Source organism: Sorangium sp. So ce295, assembly GCF_051527405.1.
GTDB classification, from domain to species: Bacteria; Myxococcota_A; Polyangia; order Polyangiales; family Polyangiaceae; genus Sorangium; species Sorangium cellulosum_B.
In genome coordinates, this window is record NZ_CP150324.1 from 7,488,416 (window position 1) to 7,507,081 (window position 18,666).

Below are 18,666 nucleotides of genomic sequence, written 5' to 3' on the forward strand. Positions count from 1 at the left end.
GAGAACGCGTAGACTGCGCCCATGCGCCGTTACGTCTTGCTCACCGCCGCCGTTGCCCCGATCCTCGCCGTGACCGCAGCCGTCTCCGTGCCCGGCTGCGCAGAGGAATTCGATGACGTCTGCGCGTTCCTCGAAGACAGCAGCAACTGCTACGCGGATTTTCATGCCGATGTTCTGAATCGGTGCGGTGCACCTGGCGCAGGAAACGGGCCCAGCGGCCAGTTCGCCAGCCGCGAAACCCTCGACATATGCTTCCTCAGAGAGGGAGGTCAGGTCGTCTTCGACCCGCCGCTCGACATCGCCGCGTTCCCTCCGAAGAGCATCGCATTCAAGCGCCTCGACGCCCAGGCGCAGGAATGCGGCGCCTTCACGTACTCGGGGGAGTTCAGCTACTCGGTGACCATCAATCCATGCGTCCAGACCGGGAATGGAACCGGTGCCGGTGGTGATGGTGGTGGCGGCGGCGGTGCCGATGGTATCGGCGGTGCCGCCACCATCCCACAATGCGAGAACGCAAGTGCCGGCGGTGGTGGCGCCGCTGGCGGGGGCGGCAACGAGGCTGCCGACGTGGACGGCGGTGCAGTGACCGTCATCACGCCGGAAGGCCGTGCAACACTCGACCTGAGCTGCTCGGAGGGCACGCAGTACCACTTCAACCGGCTCGAGGCCGAAACGAAGTGCGGCGGCTACGACGCGCTCCTTCCGAGGGCCATACTCAAAACGAGCCTAGGCAAACAGCCCCCCCCGGAGGCGGACCCCAACGATCTCGATGAGTACAATGGTTTCATTTCCTTCAGCATCCACTACCCACCTATCATTGCGCCTGGGGGGAGTGAGGGGACTGGCGGCGGGGGCGATGGTGGAGCGGGCTCCGACGCGGTCCCCTCGGCTGAGGTGGTGGAATATTTCAATTGCGAGATCCCGGCGGCCCTCCCGCTTTGCTTCAATGGCGTGAAGGACGGCACGGAGACCGACATCGACTGTGGCGGCGCGCTCTGCAAAGCGCGGTGCGGCGATGGGCAGTCGTGTATCAGGGGCGGCGATGATTGCTCGGATGGGCTCGAGTGCCTCATCGTGGATGGCTTCTCCAAATGCACAGGGCCCACGGAAGGCACCGGCACCGGCGGCTCGGGTGGCGCCGGCGGCGCAGATGGTACTGGCGGTGCAGGCGGCGCCGACGGCCAGTAGCCTCGCTCTCCGCTCAGGCGACCAGCACCTTCACCACGAACGTCGTGCTCCCGAGGCGCAGCCGGTCGTTGTCGCGCAGCTGCCGGCGCTCGCCCTGTCCGAGGCGCTGCTCGTTGACGAAGGTGCCGTTGCGCGAGCCGTCGTCCTCGATGAAGACCTGACCCGTCGTCGGATCCGCGTGGATCGACGCATGCCGTGAAGAGGCGCTCGCATCCGCGAGCCCGATCTCCGTCGCGGCGTCCGCCCCGGCGCGCCCCACCTGCGTCCGGCCGCTGTAGATCGGCCAGAAGCTGCCTCCGGGATCGTTCTGGAACGTCACGATGAAGCCGACGAGGACACGCGCAGGCTGCGCCGACATCTGCGGCACCGCGCCCGAGACCGCCCCCTGGACGATCGGCGGCGCGACGATCGCAGGCGCCCTGGCCTGAGCGACCATCGGCACCCCTCCCTGCACCATCGGCGGCGGCGCGACCGCCCCCCCTTGCATCATCGGCGGCGGCGCCACCACGCCCCCCTGCACCATCGGCGGCGGCGCGACCGCCCCCCCCTGCACCATCGGCGGCGCGACCAGCCCCGGCGCCCCCGTCGGCACGACCATCGGCGGGGGCGCAACCATCTGCGGAGGCGCGCCGAAGACTGGCGCCGGCGCCACGGGCTGCTGTCCCATCGCGCCACCCATCGACGCGCCAGGCACCATGCCTGGCCCCGGTGCCCCGAGCGCCGGCTGGACCGGCGGGACGCCCGGCGCGTTCATCGGAGGAGACGCCGGCTGCGACGTGAGCCCCGCGGAAGGCGCCGCTCGGGCCCAGGGGGAGACCGGGAAGGGAGCTTCCCCCCCCGTCGAGAAGGGGACGCTTCCGCCCGGCGATGCCGGCACCGCGAGCCCGCCTCCCCCGACCCCGTAGGCCTGAGGAGGAGGCGGATAGGCGCCCTGCGCGCCCCCCGCCGCGTAGCCTGGCGACGCCGCGCCGCCATAACTCGCGACGGCTGGCTGCCCTGGATAGCCCGGCGGGCCAGGCGGAGCATAGGCGCCAGCCCCCGCCTGCACCGGCGGAGGCGCGACCGGAACAGAGGCTCCAGGCGATGCGCCCGCCACGCTCGTACCGCACATCGAGCAGGCAGCGTCGGTCTCCTTGAGCATCCACGCGCAGTTCGGACACGGCCTCATGCGATCTCGAGGCTACCGATTCGCTTGACATCCGTCGAGGCGAAAGCCGCGCTTTGGCGAGAGCGCGCGAGCACGCCGCGCAGCTCGGCGCGCGCTGCGCGGGCGATGCGATGCCGCTCCCACGCGCTGCAACGCGAGCGCGCCAAGCTCGCCGAGAGGCAGGGCGCCCGTCGCTACGGCGCGGGCGTCGTCACGAAAAAAAGCACGAAAAAAGGCGCCGCGCGTTCAAGCCGCGCGGCGCCTCGGAGACAGGTCGCTCAGCGATCGCTGGCGACGGCCGTCATCAGTTGCTGGCGATCGAGCTCTTCTCCGACTTCTCGATCTCCTTCTTCTCGCCGTCCTTCGACTCCTCGGTCACGGGCGCGGGCTCGGGCAGTCGCTCGAGCGCGGCCTCCAGGACCTGCTCCATCCGGCTGACGAAGAAGAACTGCAGCTCGTCCACGACCTCCTTCGGGACCTCCTCGAGATCCGCCCGGTTGCGCTCGGGGACGATGATGCGCTTGATGCCGGCGCGGTGCGCCGCCAGCACCTTCTCCTTCAGGCCGCCGATCGGGAGCACGCGACCGCGGAGCGTGATCTCGCCCGTCATCGCGACGTCGTGGCGGACCTTGATCCCGGTGAGGAGCGAGACGAGCGCCGTGAACATCGTCACGCCCGCGCTCGGCCCGTCCTTGGGCATCGCGCCGGCAGGGATGTGGATGTGCAGATCACTCTTCTCGAGGAAGTCCTTCGCGATGCTGTACCTCGACGCGTTGCTGCGCACGAACGACAGCGCCGCCTGCGCCGACTCCTTCATCACGTCGCCGAGCTGGCCGGTCAGCTGGAGCTTGCCCGTGCCGTACATCCGCGTCGCCTCGATGAAGAGGATCTCGCCGCCGACGCTCGTCCACGCGAGGCCCGTCGCGACGCCGCTCTCGGCGGTGCGCTCCGCGACCTCGCTCGTGTACTTCGCCGGGCCGAGGAACTCGTGCAGGTCGTCCTCGTTGTCGACGCGCCGCTTCTGCGTGTCGCCCTCGGCGACCTTCACCGCCACGCCGCGGATGACGCCCGCGATCTGCCGCTCGAGCGACCGGACGCCGGCCTCGCGCGTGTAGTGATCGATGATCTCCTCCAGCGCCTTGTCCGTGACCTCCAGCTGCTCGGTCGTGAGCCCGTGCTCCGACAGCTGCTTCGGGAGCAGGTGCTGCCGCGCGATCGCGAGCTTCTCCTTGCGCGTGTAGCCGGGGATCTCGAGGATCTCCATGCGGTCGCGGAGGGGCGGCGGGATCGGATCCGCCACGTTCGCGGTCGCGACGAACATCACGTGCGACAGGTCGTACGGGATCTCCAGGTAGTGATCCGCGAACGTGTTGTTCTGCTCCGGATCGAGCACCTCGAGCAGCGCCGCCGACGGATCGCCGCGGAAGTCGTGCCCGATCTTGTCGACCTCATCCATCATGAAGACCGGGTTGATCGTCCCCGACTTCTTCATGCCCTGGATGATCTGGCCAGGGAGCGCGCCGACGTAGGTGCGCCGGTGGCCGCGGATCGCCGCCTCGTCGTGCACGCCGCCGAGCGAGACCCGGTGGAACTTGCGGCCGAGGGCGCGCGCGATGCTCCGGCCGAGCGACGTCTTGCCGACTCCGGGAGGCCCGAGCAGGCAGAGGATCGGGCCCTTCTTGTCCTGCTTCAGCTTGCGGACCGCCAGGTACTCGAGGATGCGCTTCTTGACCTTCTCCAGGCCGTAGTGGTCCTCGTCGAGCACCTTGCGGACGCTGCCGATGTCGAGGTTGTCCTGCGTCGACTGCGTCCAGGGCACGTCGAGGATCCAGTCGAGGTACGTCCGCACCACGGTGTACTCGGCCGACCCGACCTGCATCGTGCGCAGCCGCTTCAGCTGCTTCTTCGCGACGGTCTCCGCCTCGGTCGGCAGGTTCGCCTTCGCGATGCGATCCTCGAGCCCGTCGAGATCGCCCTGATCGCCGTCGTCCTCGCCCAGCTCCTCCTTGATCGCCTTGAGCTGCTGGCGCAGCACGTACTCGCGCTGGTTCTTGCCCATCTCCTCCTTGATCTGGGAGTTGATGCGCTCGCGCATCTTCAGGATCTCGAGCTGCCGCGTGAGCAGCCGCAGCACCTTGCGGATGCGCTCCTTGACGTCGATCGTCTCGATGAGCTGCGCCTTCTCCTCGACCGGAGCGTCGAGGTTCGCCGCGACGAGATCGGCGAGCGCGCCAGGCGCCTGGATGGAGTCGATGAGCGAGCCCGCCTCGCGCGGGAGCTCCGGCATGAGCTGGATGACCTGCTTCGCGATGTCGCGCAGGCTCATCGCCAGCGCCTCGGCCTCGACGTCCTCCGTCGCCGGCTCGTCCATGCGGCGGATCTTGGCGCGCAGGTACGGCGTGTGGGCCGTGACGCTATCGAGCCTGATCCGCGTGAGGCCCTGCAAGATCAACGAGTAGTTGCCCGAGCTGTGCTTCAGCGCCTTCAGCACGCGCGCGGCGCAGCCCATCGGGTACAGGTCCTCCGCCCCGGGATCGTCGGTCGACGGATCGCGCTGGGCGAAGATCGCGATGACCGGGCCGGGGAGGTTGTCGACATCCTCCACCAGCGCGACCGACTTCTCGCGGCCGACATCGAAGGGCGCGACGGCGCCCGGGAACAGCACCGCATTGCGGATCGGCAGAACCGGCAGCTCGTCGCCGAAGACGACCTCTTCCTCGGAGCGCGGCGGCATCGGCGGGTTCTTTTTCTCGGACATGGCGATCTCCTCTAGGCACCCGACCGGGGGAGGTAAACCCCTTCATCAACACGCAGCCGGGCCGCGCGGCCACCGCGCGCCCCGGTCATCTTGGCTTGCATCCAGACGGATGCGGATGGTGCAACGCGGAGCCCTGCTGGCAGCTCTTGGTGGAAGACAGCCCGCGAGGCTACGGGAACTCACCATAGACACGGCGCATGCCGCGTGCCACAGCCCTGGCCATTTTTTTGAATGAGGATACGCTGCGGGTGGTCAGGTCCGACTCCGACCTGCAGCGCTCGCTCGTCACGCTCGTCACCACCTGGCGCGCGCGGCGCGGCGCAGGATCCTCGGCGGCCGGGTCAACGCGGCGCGCGGAGGAGGCGCGCCTCGGCCTCGCCGCGCAGCGCAGCCGAGGCTGCGCCCGGCACGGAGCGACACCCTGGCCCTCGCTGAACGATGATCGATCCCCTGCTCGGCCTCGGCGCGCTCGCGATCGCGATGCTCGGCCTGCCGGCGGCGCCGTCGCTCGATCCAGGGCCGAGCCCGGCGTGCCCGGCGGACATGCGGCTCGTCACCGGCACGCACCGCGACGAGGTGCAGCACGTCTGCGTGGAGCCGGTCAAGAGCGGCAAGGCGACCCACTGCTTCGCGTACTGGGAGGACATCACGGCCGAGGAGGGGCCGTCGACCGAGATCTCCGTGTGCATGGACCAGTTCGAGGCGCCGAACCAGCGGGGGGCGAAGCCGCTCGTCATGCAGTCGTTCGAGACAGCGACCGCGTGGTGCGCCGCGCGCGGCAAGCGGGTGTGCGCCGAGCAGGAGTGGGAGCTCGCGTGCGAGGGCCCCGAGCGGCGTCCCCTCGCCTACGGCTGGCGCGTGGACAAGGCGGTCTGCAACAGCGGCAAGGCCTGGCGGCCGGTCGACGAGCGGAAGCTCGGCGCCTCCGGCGAGGCGGCGCAGCGCGAGGTCGAGCGGCTCTGGCAGGGCGCGCCGAGCGGCTCCCATCCCGGGTGCGCCTCGACCTTCGGCATCTTCGACATGATGGGCAACGTCGAGGAGTGGGTCGCCTCGCGCCGCGGCCGCCGGTGGCCAGGCGCGCTCATGGGGGGCTTCTGGGCCAAGCCGTGGACGGGCTGCCGCGGGACGAACGACGCGCACGATCCGAAGTTCGTGTTCTACGAGACCGGCTTCCGCTGCTGCGCCGATCCTCGGCCCGCGAGCGGCGCGGCGGCGCGCGACGCGAACGAAGAGCGCGGCGGGCGCCGAGCGCCCGGGCCCTGAGGCCGAGCCTCCACGGCGGCGCTCGCCGCGAGCGAAGAAGGCGGCACGACGGGCGCAGGTCCTGCTAGAAGCCAGGGCGTGCGCGCCCTGTTCTTCGGTACCCCCGCCATCGCCGTGCCGTCGCTCGAGGCGCTCGCGTCGATCGCGGACGTCGTCGGCGTCGTCTGTCAGCCGGATCGGCCCGCCGGCCGCGGGCTCGAGCTGAAGGCGCCGCCGGTGAAGGTGAAGGCGCTGGAGCTCGGCGTGCCCGTGCTGCAGCCCGAGAAGGTCCGGACGCCCGAGTTCGCCGCGTGGGTCGCGGGCGCCGGAGCGGACGTCGCGCTGGTGATCGCCTACGGGCGCATCCTGCCGAAGGCGGTGCTCGAGGCGCCGCGGCGCGGCTGCATGAACCTGCACGCGTCGATCCTGCCGCGCTACCGCGGCGCCGCGCCGATCACCTGGGCGATCGTCGGGGGCGAGACCGAGACGGGCATCTCGCTGATGCAGATGGACGAGGGCATGGACACGGGGCCCGTCTACGCGGTGCGCCGGACGCCGATCGGCCCGGACACGACCGCCGACGAGCTCGCGATCGATCTCGGGGCGCTCGCCGCGCGCGTCGTGCGCGAGGACCTCCGCGGCGCGGTGGACGGCGAGCTCACGCTGACGCCGCAGGACCACGAGGCGGCGACGCACGCGGCGCTCCTGAAGAAGGAAGACGGGCGCATCCGGTGGGAGCGGAGCGCCCGGCAGATCCACGACCACATCCGGGGGATGACCTCGTGGCCAGGCGCCTTCACGACGATCGACGGCAAGGCGCTCAAGGTGCTGGCCGCGCATGTCGAGAGCGAGGCCGACCAGGCCGGCGCGCCGCCGGGGACCGTGGTGATGGCCGGCCGCAGCGTCGTGATCGTCGCCTGCGGCGCGGGCGCGATCCAGATCGTGCGAGCCCAGGTCGAGGGGCGGAAGCCGCTCGCGGCGGCGGACCTCGTCGCCGGGCGGACGCTCCAGACGGGGATGGTGCTCGGTCGTTGAGCGCCCCGGGCGCCGTTCACGGCGCCCTGTCGTCGAGCGCCGCCCGCGTCACGGCCCGGCCGGGTGCCAGATCGTCTTCATCTCGACGAACCGCTCGATCCAGCGGGGGGACGTCGCCGCCCTGTCGTCGAACCACTCCGCCTCGCCGAGCGATCGGGCGCGCACCCGCTTGACGCTGGCCGCGGCCGCCTCCTCGAGGCGCTTCGTCAGCGCCGCGTCCACGCCGTGGAGATCGAGCGCGGCGACGTCCATGTGCGCGGCGAGGTGCGGCAGCACCTCCGCGAGCTGGCCGGTGAGGACGTTGACGACGCCGCCCGGGAGATCGCTCGTGGCGAGCGCCTCGCCAAAGACGAGCGCCGTGCGCGGATCCGCCTCGCTCGCGAGCACGACGCAGGTGTTGCCGGCGGTGATCACCGGCAGGAGAGCGCCCAGGAGGCCGAGGAGCGCCGGCCGCGGCGGCGCCGCGATGACGACCACCCCCATCGGCTCGGGCACCGTGAAGGTGAAGTGCGGGCCGGACACGGGGTTCAGGCTCGCGAAGAGGCTCTGGTACTTGTCGGCCCAGCCCGCATAAGCGACCGCGCGATCGATCGCCGCCAGGACCTCGCGCTCGGCGGCGCCTGCGCCCTGCCCGCCTCGCTCGAGCGAGGCCGCGAGCTCCGCGCGCCGCGCCTCGAGCATCTCGGCGAGGCGGTAGAGGATCTGCCCGCGGTTGTACGCGGCGCGCGCCGACCAGCCGCCGAGCGCGCCGGCCGCCGCGAGCACGGCGTCGCGCCCGTCCTTGCGCGAGGCGCGCGGGATGTTCTCGACCGCGCCCGCGCCTCCGTGATCGCGCACCTGCGTGTACCTCCCGGACTCCGAGCGCACGAACGCGCCGCCGACGAACATCTTGTACGCCTTGCGCACGCCGACCCGCGCGCGCGCCTCGCCCGGAGGAGCGTCGAGCGCGGCCGCGCCGGCGCAATCCCCGATCGGCGTGCACCCCTCGTCGCCGCCGCTGTCCTTGTCGCCGAGCGCCATCAGTCCACCTCGAGGTAGGCGAGCAGCCCCTGGCGCCCGCCCTCGCGGCCGAAGCCGCTCTCCTTGTAGCCGCCGAACGGCGCGCTGGGATCGAACTTGTTGAAGGTGTTCGCCCAGACGACGCCGGCGCGGAGCCGCTGCGCGACCCAGAAGCTCTTCGAGCCCTTGCCGGTCCAGACGCCCGCCGACAGCCCGTACATCGTGTTGTTCGCCTTCTCGATCGCCTCCTCGGGCGTGCGGAAGGTCAAGATCGAGAGCACCGGGCCGAAGATCTCCTCGCGCGCGATCCGGTGCGACTGCGCGACGCCCGTGAAGAGCGTCGGCGCGAACCAGTAGCCCCGCTGCGGGAGCGCGCAGCTCACCGAGAAGCGCGAGGCCCCCTCGCGCTCCCCCGCCGCCACGAGCTCCTCGATCTTCGCGAGCTGCGCCCGCGAGTTGATGGCGCCCACGTCCGTGTTCTTGTCGAGCGGATCGCCGACGCGCAGGGTCGCCATGCGCTCGCGCAGCTTGAAGAGGAGGGCGTCGTGGACGCTCTCCTCGACGAGGAGGCGCGAGCCCGCGCAGCAGACGTGGCCCTGGTTGAAGAAGATGCCGCCGATGATCCCCTCGACGGCCTGATCGAGCGGCGCGTCCTCGAACACGATGTTCGCGGCCTTGCCGCCGAGCTCGAGGGTGAGCCGCTTCCCGGTGCCGGCGAGCGCGCGCTGGATGCGCTTGCCGACCTCGGTCGACCCGGTGAACGCGACCTTGTCGACGCCAGGGTGGCCGACGACCGCGGCGCCGGTCGCGCCGGCGCCCGTGACCACGTTGACGACGCCGGGCGGGAGATCGGCCTCCTCGATGATCTTCGCGAGGAGCAGCGCGGTGAGCGGCGTCGTCTCGGCGGGCTTGAGGACGCACGTGTTGCCCGCCGCGAGCGCCGGGGCGAGCTTCCACGCCGCCATGAGCAGCGGGAAGTTCCAGGGGATCACCTGGCCCGCGACGCCGAGCGGCCGGGGGTCGCGCCCCGGGAACGCGTGCTCGAGCTTGTCCGCCCAGCCCGCGTGGTAGAAGAAGTGCGCGGCCGCGAGCGGGAGATCGACGTCGCGGGACTCCTTGATGGGCTTGCCCCCGTCGAGCGACTCGGCGACGGCGAGCTCGCGCGCCTTCTCCTGGAGGGCCCGGGCGACGCGGTAGAGGTACTTGCCGCGATCGAGCGGGCGCATCCGCGACCAGTGCTTCTCGTACGCGGCCCGCGCCGCCTGCACGGCGAGATCGACGTCCTGCTCCGAGGCCTCGGCGAACTCGCAGAGCTTCTCCTCGGTCGACGGGCTGATGCTGTCGAGGTAGCGGCCCGAGGCCGGAGCGCGCCACGCGCCGCCGATGAAGAGCTCGTACCGCGGCGCGATCTTCACGTGGTCGCGCCCCTCGGGCGCCGGCGCGTAGCGCCAGGCGTCGCCGAACACGACGGCCGCGTCCCGCGCCGCGGTCGCGTCCCGGGGCGAGCCCCCGTCGCCGCCAGCCGCGGCGGTGCTGTTGTCGCTCATGCAGCGCACTCTACGCCCGCGGCCGCGCGTTGAACACCGACGCGGACCCGCCCTCGCGGCGCGGTCAGTCCTTGCTGAAATGGTCCCCGCTCTGGTAGGCGCCCGTCCGCTCCTTCTCGAGCTGCATGAGCACGTCGTTGAGGAGCGTCGACGCGCCGAAGCGGAACAGGTCGCTCGTGAGCCAGGCGTCGCCGAGGGTCTCCTTGACCAGCACGAGGTAGTGGAGCGCCTGCTTCGCGGTGCGGATCCCGCCGGCCGGCTTCATCCCGACGCGCCGCCCGGTCGCCTGCGCGTGATCGCGGATCGCCTCCAGCATCACCAGCGTCACCGGAGGCGTCGCCGCCGGCGTGATCTTCCCGGTCGAGGTCTTGATGAAGTCGGCGCCCGCGAGCATCGCGATGCGGCTCGCCTTGCGGACGCGATCGTAGGTCCCGAGCTCGCCCGTCTCCAGGATCACCTTGAGGTGCGCGTGCCCGCACGCCTCCTTGGTCGCGGCGATCTCGTCGTACACGGCGCGGTACTCGCCGGAGAGCATCGCGCCGCGGTCGATCACCATGTCGATCTCGTCGGCGCCGAGCTCGACCGCCTGGCGGACGTCGGCGAGCTTGACGGCGAGCGTGGAGAGGCCGCTCGGGAAGGCGGTCGCCACACTGGCCACCTTGACCGCCGAGCCCGAGACCGCTCGCTTCGCCACGGAGACGAGCTTGGGATAGACGCACACCGCCGCACAGGAAGGGATGTCCGCGCGCTCGTGGGGTCGAAGCGCCTTCTGACAGAGCTGCTCAACTTTTCCCGGGGAGTCTTTCCCCTCGAGGGTGGTGAGGTCCATCATCGAGATGGCGAGCTTGAGGCCGGCGACCTTGGCGGGGCCTTTGATGCTCCTTTTGCCGAGCCCGGCTGCGCGCTCTTCGACCATGACCTTATCCACGGTGGGCGAAGAGAAATCGGGGTAGGTGACCTCCCTGCCCTGGCGCACCACGCCAGGCGCGGCGCCGCTGTCGTTTCCGAAGATCGCCATCGGCCTCGTCTCCTGGCGCGGGAACGTACCAGAAGCGTCGGATCGATCCTACCGAGTGCGTGCTAACGTGGCGCTCTGATGAAGAGACGCTTCCCGATTGCGGTCGTTTTTGTCGTACTTGCTGTCGTCTTTGCCTTTGCCTCGCTGCTCGGGTGTGGCGCGGCCGAGCGACCCGATGGTGGACAAGGGCTGATCCCGGTCGGCGCGACGGCGCCCGACGTGTTCGCCGCGGATCAGCACGGCGCGATCCAGCGGCTGTCCGACCAGCGGGGTCGGGCCGTGGTCGTGTACTTCTATCCGAAGGACGGGACGCCGGGCTGCACCGAGGAGGCGTGCGCGTTCCGCGACGCGTGGGATCGCTTCAAGCAGGCCAACGTGCAGGTCTTCGGCGTGTCCTCCGACACCCGCGAGTCGCACGAGAAGTTCGCGACCGAGAACAAGCTGCCGTTCCCGATCCTCGTCGACACCGATCACGCGTGGGCCACGGCGTTCGGCGTGCCGATGCGGCTCGGTGCGACGGCGCGCGTGACGTTCCTCGTCGATCCGGACGGCAAGATCGCGAAGGTCTATCCGGACGTGGATCCCGGGGTGCACGCGGACGAGGTGCTGAAGGACGCCGCGCAGCTCACGGGCGCCGCGCTCCCGGTCGCGCCAGCGGCGCCGGGCAGCGCAGCGCCGGCCGGAGCGGACACCGCGGCGCCGGCCGCCACCGGGGCGGCGCCCGCGGCGGCGCCTGCGGGAGCGGCGGAGCCGGCCACCGCCGCGCCGGTGGCGACGGGGACGATGCTGCCCCCGGCGGCCCCCGCGGCGCCCCCGGCGAAAGGTCCGCCGGGGAGGCGGTGACGCCCGCGCGCGCACGCGGCGCAGGAGCGCCGGCGGGTCGCGCGCGGACCGCGCGGACCGCGCGGCCGCGCGGAGGGCTGACGGGAGATCTGCTGACGGGAGCGCGCGCGTGGTGCGTAGGTCGTCGGAATTTTTGAACACCAACGGGTTGGATCTCTGCGTCCATCGCTTCCGCGACGACCACGCGCAGCCGACGGGCCTCACGCTGCTGCTGCTCCACGGCTTCCTCGACGCCGGGAGCACGTGGGACCTCGTAGCCGAGCCGCTCGCGCGGGCGGGGCACGACGTCGTCGCGCCGGACCTGCGCGGGTTCGGCCGGAGCGCCCGCGTCGGACCTGGCAGCTACTACTACTTCCCCGACTACATCGCCGACGTCGCGGCGCTCGTGGACGCGCTCGCGCCGGCGCGCCTAGGCGTGGTGGGCCACTCGATGGGCGGCGCGGTCGCCGTGTACTACGCGGGCGCGTGCCCCGGCCGCGTAGAGCGCCTGGCGCTGCTCGAAGGCATGGGGCCGCCGGCGAGCGGGCCCGAGGTCGCCGTCGTGCGCGTCGAGGCATGGCTGCGCCAGATGTCGGAGCTCGATCGCGCGCCGCGGAAGCTCTCGTCGATGCGGGACGCGATCGCGCGGCTCGTGGCGAACCACCCGCGCGTGCCGCGCGACGTGCTGGCGACGCGCGCGCCGCTGCTCACGCGGGAAGAGCCGGACGGCGGGCTCGCGTGGGCGTACGATCCGATGCACCGGACGACCTCGCCGCTGCTGTTCCAGGTGGAGGCGTTCATGACGTTCCTGGAGCGCATCGCGTGCCCGACGCTGCTCGTGAGCGGCGGCCAGACCGGGTGGCACCCGGAAGACGAAGCGGAGCGGGCGGCGAGGCTCAAACGCGCGGTGCACGTCGAGCTGCCGGAGGCCGGGCACATGATGCACTGGTCGGCGGCGGCGGAGCTGGCGGAGCGGCTGGGCGAGTTCTTCGCCGCGGGAGGAGACGCCGGGGACGCGACGGGCGAGGGAACCGGGAAAGCAGCCGAAGCAGCGAGCGAAACCGCGTCGCTCGAGGACGGAAATAAAAGAGCTTGACTCGGCAGGCCGAGTGGGTAATCTGCGCGCCTCCTCAACGAGAGGCGTGCCACCTTAGCTCAGTGGTAGAGCAACGGTTTCGTAAACCGTAGGTCTCGGGTTCAAGTCCCGAAGGTGGCTCAAAGTGAATGCCAGCGTGTTCGCTCGCCTGTGGGTGAGCAGGAGGCCGCTGGCCCTGGTGGTCTGAGCAACGCGACGAGCTTGGGAGCTCCTGAACCCGAGATCTACGGTTCACGAAACCGTTGCTCTACCGGCCGGCGTTGCAGCTAGCGCGCCTCTGCTGGGCGCGCTGGTGCAGTCGCTTCTTGTCGACGTCGAGCCCCCCTGCGGACGTCGCATCCCGGCGGTGACGTACCGACGGCAACATCGAGGTAGCCGTCGTATCTCGACACCCTCGGGGTTGGATTTCATCTCTCCCGACTCTACCGACAGGAGTCGACACCCGCCGGGTTGAATTTCAATCCTCCCTGGAACCTCTCGACACCCTCGGGATTGATTTTCAATCGTCCCGCCCGCCGCCGGCGCCCCCGCCTTACAGCGTGAGCACCAGCTTGCCCACCGTGCTGCCCGATTCGATCGCCCGGTGAGCCTCGCCTGCGCTCTCCAGCGGAAACGTCTTCACCGGCGGCGCCGAGAGGCGCCCCTCCTCCACCCAGCCGATGAGCCGATCCATGGCCTCGCGCAGGATCTCCGTCCTGTGGAAGAGATACGAGAGGTTGAAGGCCAGCACGCTCTTGTTGTCGTTGCAGAGATCGAGCGGGTTAAAGCGCGGCATCCGGACGAAGTCGACAGCGAGCTTCGGGTAGCTCGGGCGGCCGCCCTGCCGCGGAAGCATCGTGTGGAAGCCGTACACGACGAGCTTGCCGGCCGAGGCCACGTGCCTGTAGCTCTGCCGCAGCGTCTCGACCCCGTTCGCGTCGAGGATCACGTCGTAGCCCTCGGGCGCGAGCCGCTCCGCCGCCGCCCAGAGCGGCTCGCTGCTCTTGTCGATCACCGCGTCTGCGCCGAGGCGCCTCGCCGCCTCGACCTTGTGCGCCGCGCCCACCACGCCGACCACCCGGCAGCCCGCGATCTTGCCGAGCTGGACGAGCGCGCTGCCGACGCCGCCGGCGGCCGAGTGCACCAGCAAGGACATGCCCGGCCGCAGCCGCACGAGCTCGAAGAGCGCGTAGTACGCCGTCATGAACACCGCGGGGAAGCCGGCCGCCTCCTCCGGCGTGAGCCGCGCCGGCAGCGGGAAGACCTGGTGGCGCGGCACCGCGACGCGCGAGGCGTAACCACCGAAGCGCGTCACGCCGAAGACGGGCGCCCCCGGCGCGAGATCGGAGGCGCCCTGGCCGAGCGCGGCGACGGTGCCGGCAAACTCGAAGCCGGGCGTGATCGGCCAGCCGACGTACTTCTTCGCCGACTCGTAGAGGCCCATGCGGACGACGCAGTCGGCGTAGTTGACGCCAGCCGCGCGCACGTCGACGAGCACCTCGCCGCGCCCAGGGCGCGGATCGGGGTGCTCCTCGACGCGGAGCTTGTCGTGGCTGCCGGGCTCGTGGACGACGATCTTGCGCATGGGCACCTGCTTGGCTGATGTGGTCTCACCACGGATCGAGACGGCGACGGCCGTAGTACGCCGCTCGGAATCGGAAAGGAAACGCGGTCCGGGCACCCAAGACGCGCCCCGGACGCCTTGAGACGCGCGAGCCGCTGGCTACCGGTCTCGCGCGCTGGCCGCTCGACGGAGCGACAGGCACGGCTCGGGCGCCTCCGCGTCCGAGCCGTCCGTTCGATCTGGCGTTCATCACCCGATCCAGTCCTGCGGCGGCACGAACGTCAGCCCGAAGCCACCTCTCGCCTCCAGGGCTTCCTTGACCCGCTGATGGATCACCACACCGGAGACGCATTCCGCAAGCCGAAACATCAATAGCCCTGCGGCTCGCATCGGATCGATGACCAGCGAATCGAAATCCGAGTCGATGAGCGGCGGGTCGCGTTGCGCCCGATAGACCGACTTGCCGAGATCAGCGGCGGCCACGAGGCCGACGACGTTGACTGCCAGATAATCCCTGCAGATCTCCCCATCCCGAGGATCGACGATGGCCGTGCGGTAGGTCTGCAGGTTGTCGACGCCAGCCTCGTTCAACGCCGCGCAGAGCGCGCGGTGGTAGAGCGGGATGCCCGCGTCGTAGAGGTACTTTCGCGGGCCCCTGGTGTCAGGGTCCCAGGACAGCTCGATGGGCTCACGCACTGCGACGTCGAAAGGTCTCCCCGACAGCCAGCTCTGGATGCCCTCGATGCTCGGCGGGGGTCCGTCGACACCGGTATACTCCCACTGTTCCGGAGACGCGTAGCACTCCAACATGTAATAGTCCGGCATGCTACCTTTGCCTCCGCAGCCACGCTCGCTCCAGCTCCGCCAGGCTCGCCGCGAAGCGCGACGTGTACAGAGGAGGCCTCCAGGTTTGCGGGGGACCTACCAGGAACTGATAGAGACGGGAGGAGACGCTGTTCAACCGGGACACGAGCCCATGCGGAGGAGGGAATTTCCCCTTCTGATTCCTCACCTCGTCGCATTTTCCACACGCCGAGCTCTGGCTCAGCATGACGATGTTCGTATGTATCTTGTCGAGGACCTTGATCACGAACCCGCTGTAATCGGGGTGGGCGTCGTGAAACTGCCGCCCCGCTCGCTCCATGATGGCGGCGGTGAACCGCTCCTGAAAGGTCGCGACGAACTGATTCTCCTCATTTCGCTGCTTCACGCGCCGGGTAAGCGCTGAGTATTTGAGCGCCTGCTCCTCGCCTGGCAGGACGAGGCCCCCCTTCATCTCCGCCGAGAGCGCGTGATGGGTGGGCAACCAGACACCGTTCTCGCCACCATTGACGTCATAACCGATGTCTCCCGAGATCTTGCTTCCCTTCGCACCCTTGGAGATGAACTTGATCAGCACGCTCTTCGGCAGGGACGCCTCGCCGGGGATCAGGTGATGCGCCGAGGAGGAGTAGGGATACTCTTGACCATCCACGACGACCGGCGGCTCCGGGCAGTCATCAGGCCGCGCGGCGAGCAGCTTCTGCTTCGTCTTCGGAACGATCCCGGACCCCTCGTCCGCCCACAGCTGCGTGCTGTAGCCTTCAGTGAGGCGTGAGCCCAGGCTGGCCGAGTCGCTCCCCAGCGCGTTGTCGACCTTCCCCGGCTTCGTGTGCTCGAAGGGGCACTTGAACTCATCCTGGTCGATCTCCTCCACGCTGACCGACTCACCGAGCTGGGTCATACGTCACCCCATGATGTTCTTCTTGTTGTGAAACAGTGGGTCGCCGAGCCTGCAGACGTTCTTTCCCTCGAACTTCACGTCAAAGGAGTACATCATGAACTCCGCCGCGCCCTTCGTGGAGCTGCTCACGACGCCCCCTCCCGCCGTGCCCGCCTCGTCGCCGCTGGTCATGCTGTACTGAGCGCCCTTCACCATCGGCATCTGACCGTCGCACTTCACCTTCTTGGGTCCCTTCGACGTGTCGGACGCCTTCCCGATATTCGGGTAGGGTATCGGCACCGGCCCTCCCGGGGACGGCGTCTTGCAGACGTCCGGGAAGACCGTGCTGAGCCCGCCACTGTTCTGGTGGACCACGCCGCGCCCGTTCGCGAACACCGTCTGTGCCATCCCTCACCTCACCTCTCTTCCCTGTGCGCCCGAGACCATCGCAGCGCCCCGACCCCCGCAGTCCGACGAGCACCACACAAGGCACGGTGCTCGTCGATATCCTCTGTTGATGCCCACGGCCGCGAGCCCCACCAGCATCGGGCCGAGCGCCGCGCCCGTGTCCCCCAGGCAGTCCACCGGATGCTCGATCGTGGCCCCCTCGGCGAACCGCTCCCGGTGACGAATGTACGCGACGCCCCACTCCTTGGCGTTGAAGCTCTCGCCGTTGAGCCCCGCATACACCGTCTGGACGGCGCCAGCCGTCGAGGCGAAGAGGCGACGAAACGCGAGGTCTAGCCCGTCACCTCGATAAAACTCCTCGCTGTACCGGTGCCCAGGCTCCTCGGCGGACGCCGCGCCGTCGATGCGAGCGCTCGGCGAGCGCCCGAGGTGTTCAGCCTTGCCCGCCGAGGAGAGGAGCAGGAACGCAGCGCCCTCGCCCGGGATGAACCCGTCGAACACGCGCTCGGCGCGGAGGCGCCCCTCCAGGTCAAGGGCGGCGAGTAGATGCAGATCGAGGTGGCTGTCTATCCCGCCCACGATGACGTACACGTCGCTCCCGGAGGCGAGGCGCTCGATGGCCTCGTGCAGCGCAGCGAAGCCGGCGGCTCGCCCCTGCGGGAAGATCCGGCTCCGCTCGAGATGGAACGGGACCTCGGCCTGCACAGCGAGTTGCTGGAGAAAGCCGGGGCCCACGACCGCCGGTCGGCCCGGGTACGGCTCGGGGACCGCCAGGAGCACGGGGATGCGATCGACCCGATCCACGCCCGCCACGCTCTCCCGCAGCGCTGGACCGCCGAGGCGCAGCATGCGCATCTGGCGCGCCGTGAGTCCAAGCGTCGCGTGGAGCGCGGGGCTGAGCCCCGGCAGATCGGCTTCCGGCACGGTGGTCATGACGATCGGCTTGAAGCGCCGATCGAGCACCGAGGTCTCCCTGCTGAGCGATACGCCGGCCCTGACCGCCGCGGCCGTCGTAGGCGCCGTCAGCCCTACGGCGGTCGTCATGCCGATACCGAGGATCTCCACTGGGCGCTGCGCGGTCATCCTGACCTCACCCCGAGATCGAGCGAATTCAGCCCGATACGCACGAGATTGACCTTCAAGGCGTGCTTGTCGCAGCGGACCGCACCCCGCCAGAGGAGCCCGATCATGCAGTCGTTCGGCTCGAGGATGACGGTGTCGAGGTGGAGCGCAGGGCGCTCGATCCTCCCGGCGATCCGGACCTCAGCGCCGAGCTGACACCGCGGCAGGCGAAAACGCAGGACGCCCGTCGGCGAGGCATTGACGATCTCCACCGGCTCTCCCCCTTCCAGGTAACGCCGGCAGACCAGGTCCGGGTGCGCGACGTTGAAGAACCGAGGATTGAAATCCTTGGGCAAATACGGCGCTCGCGTCTTCCGCCAGGCCTCGTCATACGTGCCAACGCATGAGCGGCGCGGCTCCCACGAGGGGGCGATGTAACCGAATCCCGCTGGAGGGGGCGTGTCGGAAGGGTGGGTGATGAGGTAGGCCGGATCCTCGATGTTGGGGAGCTGCCGGGCTGACGGCTCGCCCTCCTTCCCGCGGCGCGCGAAGCCGACGCCTGTTGGATTCCGCGGCTCGATCGTGGCCCGCTTCGTCTCGGGATCCAGCTCGATGACGCCGCCGAACGCTCGTTCGTAGACGAGCGGCATCCGCGTGAACGGCATCGGAGAAGAGGCCTTTCCCCCGAGGCCTCCCTTCCACTCGCGATCGCCGAAGACACGAACGATCTTCCGCACCGCGCCGACCTGGAGCATCACGTCGCATTCGGAGGCCGGTCGCGCCTTCGGAGCCCAGGCGTCGCCGAGGAGCACCACGTCGGTCGAGGGCTTGAGCAGGTGCATCTCGCCAGCGTGCGCCAGGCTGGAGCGCGCCGGGTCGCCGCTGTACTCGTCGACGGGCCGGATGGGACGCTGCTTCTCCGCGATCTGCGTCGCCGAGCCGACGAGCGCGAAGGTCGCTCGGACCACGACGTAGAGGGTCTCGACGCCGTCCGTGTCCGGGAAGAGCCCGATCGTCGCTGCGAAAGGTGTCTCGTTCTGGAGCTGCAGCATCCGTCTGACGGCGCTCAGGATCGCCGAGTTTCACGGGTCGCGCAATG

At 70.1% G+C, this 18,666-nt stretch carries 16 protein-coding genes and 1 tRNA gene; 6 read left to right on the top strand and 11 right to left on the bottom strand.

The window, feature by feature from the left end; genetic code table 11:
- The first annotated feature begins 21 nt into the window (after nucleotides 1-21).
- Complete coding sequence (locus WMF11_RS28415; protein ID WP_437972927.1) at nucleotides 22-1,188, top strand: hypothetical protein; 1,167 nt, start codon at nucleotides 22-24, stop codon at nucleotides 1,186-1,188.
- Nucleotides 1,189-1,201: 13 nt separating this feature from the next.
- Here the strand turns inward: WMF11_RS28415 and WMF11_RS28420 are convergent, their stop codons facing one another.
- Together WMF11_RS28420 and lon are read right to left on the bottom strand one after the other, a co-directional pair.
- A complete protein-coding gene (locus WMF11_RS28420) occupies nucleotides 1,202-2,356 on the bottom strand; it encodes an FHA domain-containing protein (RefSeq protein ID WP_437972928.1) in 1,155 nt (384 codons plus the stop codon).
- A 283-nt stretch (nucleotides 2,357-2,639) separates the two neighbouring features.
- Nucleotides 2,640-5,093 carry an endopeptidase La gene (gene lon / locus WMF11_RS28425; protein ID WP_437541452.1) on the bottom strand — a complete coding sequence of 818 codons (2,454 nt, stop codon included), beginning with the start codon at nucleotides 5,091-5,093 and terminating at the stop codon, nucleotides 2,640-2,642.
- Nucleotides 5,094-5,531: 438 nt separating this feature from the next.
- Between lon and WMF11_RS28430 the strand changes: the two genes are divergently transcribed.
- Nucleotides 5,532-6,356: a formylglycine-generating enzyme family protein gene (locus WMF11_RS28430; protein WP_437902410.1), complete on the top strand. Its 825-nt coding sequence runs from the start codon at nucleotides 5,532-5,534 to the stop codon at nucleotides 6,354-6,356.
- Between the two features lie 78 nt (nucleotides 6,357-6,434).
- Nucleotides 6,435-7,370 carry a methionyl-tRNA formyltransferase gene (gene fmt / locus WMF11_RS28435; RefSeq protein ID WP_437972929.1) on the top strand — a complete coding sequence of 312 codons (936 nt, stop codon included), beginning with the start codon at nucleotides 6,435-6,437 and terminating at the stop codon, nucleotides 7,368-7,370.
- 48 nt (nucleotides 7,371-7,418) lie between these two features.
- Here the strand turns inward: fmt and WMF11_RS28440 are convergent, their stop codons facing one another.
- The 3 genes from WMF11_RS28440 to deoC form a co-directional block, all read right to left on the bottom strand.
- The gene (locus WMF11_RS28440) at nucleotides 7,419-8,258 is read right to left on the bottom strand and encodes an aldehyde dehydrogenase family protein (RefSeq protein ID WP_437911035.1); all 840 of its coding nucleotides are present in this window, start codon (nucleotides 8,256-8,258) and stop codon (nucleotides 7,419-7,421) included.
- Between the two features lie 131 nt (nucleotides 8,259-8,389).
- On the bottom strand, nucleotides 8,390-9,916 hold the full coding sequence (locus tag WMF11_RS28445; protein WP_437902412.1) for an aldehyde dehydrogenase family protein: 1,527 nt from the start codon (nucleotides 9,914-9,916) through the stop codon (nucleotides 8,390-8,392).
- A 64-nt stretch (nucleotides 9,917-9,980) separates the two neighbouring features.
- Nucleotides 9,981-10,934, bottom strand: coding sequence for a deoxyribose-phosphate aldolase (gene deoC, locus WMF11_RS28450; protein WP_437541460.1), 954 nt, complete (start codon nucleotides 10,932-10,934; stop codon nucleotides 9,981-9,983).
- A 78-nt stretch (nucleotides 10,935-11,012) separates the two neighbouring features.
- On the opposite strand from deoC, the gene WMF11_RS28455 reads away from it, so the two are divergent.
- The 3 genes from WMF11_RS28455 (at nucleotide 11,013) to WMF11_RS28465 (ending at nucleotide 12,972) form a co-directional block, all read left to right on the top strand.
- Complete coding sequence (locus tag WMF11_RS28455; protein WP_437541463.1) at nucleotides 11,013-11,777, top strand: peroxiredoxin; 765 nt, start codon at nucleotides 11,013-11,015, stop codon at nucleotides 11,775-11,777.
- Nucleotides 11,778-11,910: 133 nt separating this feature from the next.
- Nucleotides 11,911-12,852 (top strand): alpha/beta fold hydrolase, encoded by a 942-nt coding sequence (locus tag WMF11_RS28460; protein WP_437972930.1) that lies wholly within the window; start codon nucleotides 11,911-11,913, stop codon nucleotides 12,850-12,852.
- Between the two features lie 48 nt (nucleotides 12,853-12,900).
- Nucleotides 12,901-12,972: transfer RNA gene (locus tag WMF11_RS28465), tRNA-Thr, on the top strand.
- Nucleotides 12,973-13,384: 412 nt separating this feature from the next.
- Here WMF11_RS28465 and WMF11_RS28470 read toward each other — a convergent pair.
- The 6 genes from WMF11_RS28470 to WMF11_RS28495 all read right to left on the bottom strand — a co-directional run bounded on the left by WMF11_RS28470 (nucleotide 13,385) and on the right by WMF11_RS28495 (nucleotide 18,619).
- Nucleotides 13,385-14,416, bottom strand: coding sequence for a synaptic vesicle VAT-1 family membrane protein (locus WMF11_RS28470; RefSeq protein WP_437972931.1), 1,032 nt, complete (start codon nucleotides 14,414-14,416; stop codon nucleotides 13,385-13,387).
- A 228-nt stretch (nucleotides 14,417-14,644) separates the two neighbouring features.
- Nucleotides 14,645-15,220 (bottom strand): hypothetical protein, encoded by a 576-nt coding sequence (locus WMF11_RS28475; RefSeq protein ID WP_437972932.1) that lies wholly within the window; start codon nucleotides 15,218-15,220, stop codon nucleotides 14,645-14,647.
- A gap of 1 nt (nucleotide 15,221) precedes the next feature.
- A complete protein-coding gene (locus WMF11_RS28480) occupies nucleotides 15,222-16,118 on the bottom strand; it encodes a hypothetical protein (RefSeq protein WP_437902416.1) in 897 nt (298 codons plus the stop codon).
- Between the two features lie 3 nt (nucleotides 16,119-16,121).
- The gene (locus WMF11_RS28485) at nucleotides 16,122-16,505 is read right to left on the bottom strand and encodes a DUF4150 domain-containing protein (protein WP_437902417.1); all 384 of its coding nucleotides are present in this window, start codon (nucleotides 16,503-16,505) and stop codon (nucleotides 16,122-16,124) included.
- A gap of 3 nt (nucleotides 16,506-16,508) precedes the next feature.
- Nucleotides 16,509-17,588 (bottom strand): beta-ketoacyl synthase N-terminal-like domain-containing protein, encoded by a 1,080-nt coding sequence (locus WMF11_RS28490; protein WP_437972933.1) that lies wholly within the window; start codon nucleotides 17,586-17,588, stop codon nucleotides 16,509-16,511.
- The gene (locus tag WMF11_RS28495; RefSeq protein WP_437902419.1) at nucleotides 17,585-18,619 is read right to left on the bottom strand and encodes a DUF2169 family type VI secretion system accessory protein; all 1,035 of its coding nucleotides are present in this window, start codon (nucleotides 18,617-18,619) and stop codon (nucleotides 17,585-17,587) included. Before WMF11_RS28495 ends, WMF11_RS28490 begins: the two co-directional genes overlap by 4 nt.
- Nucleotides 18,620-18,666 lie beyond the last annotated feature (47 nt).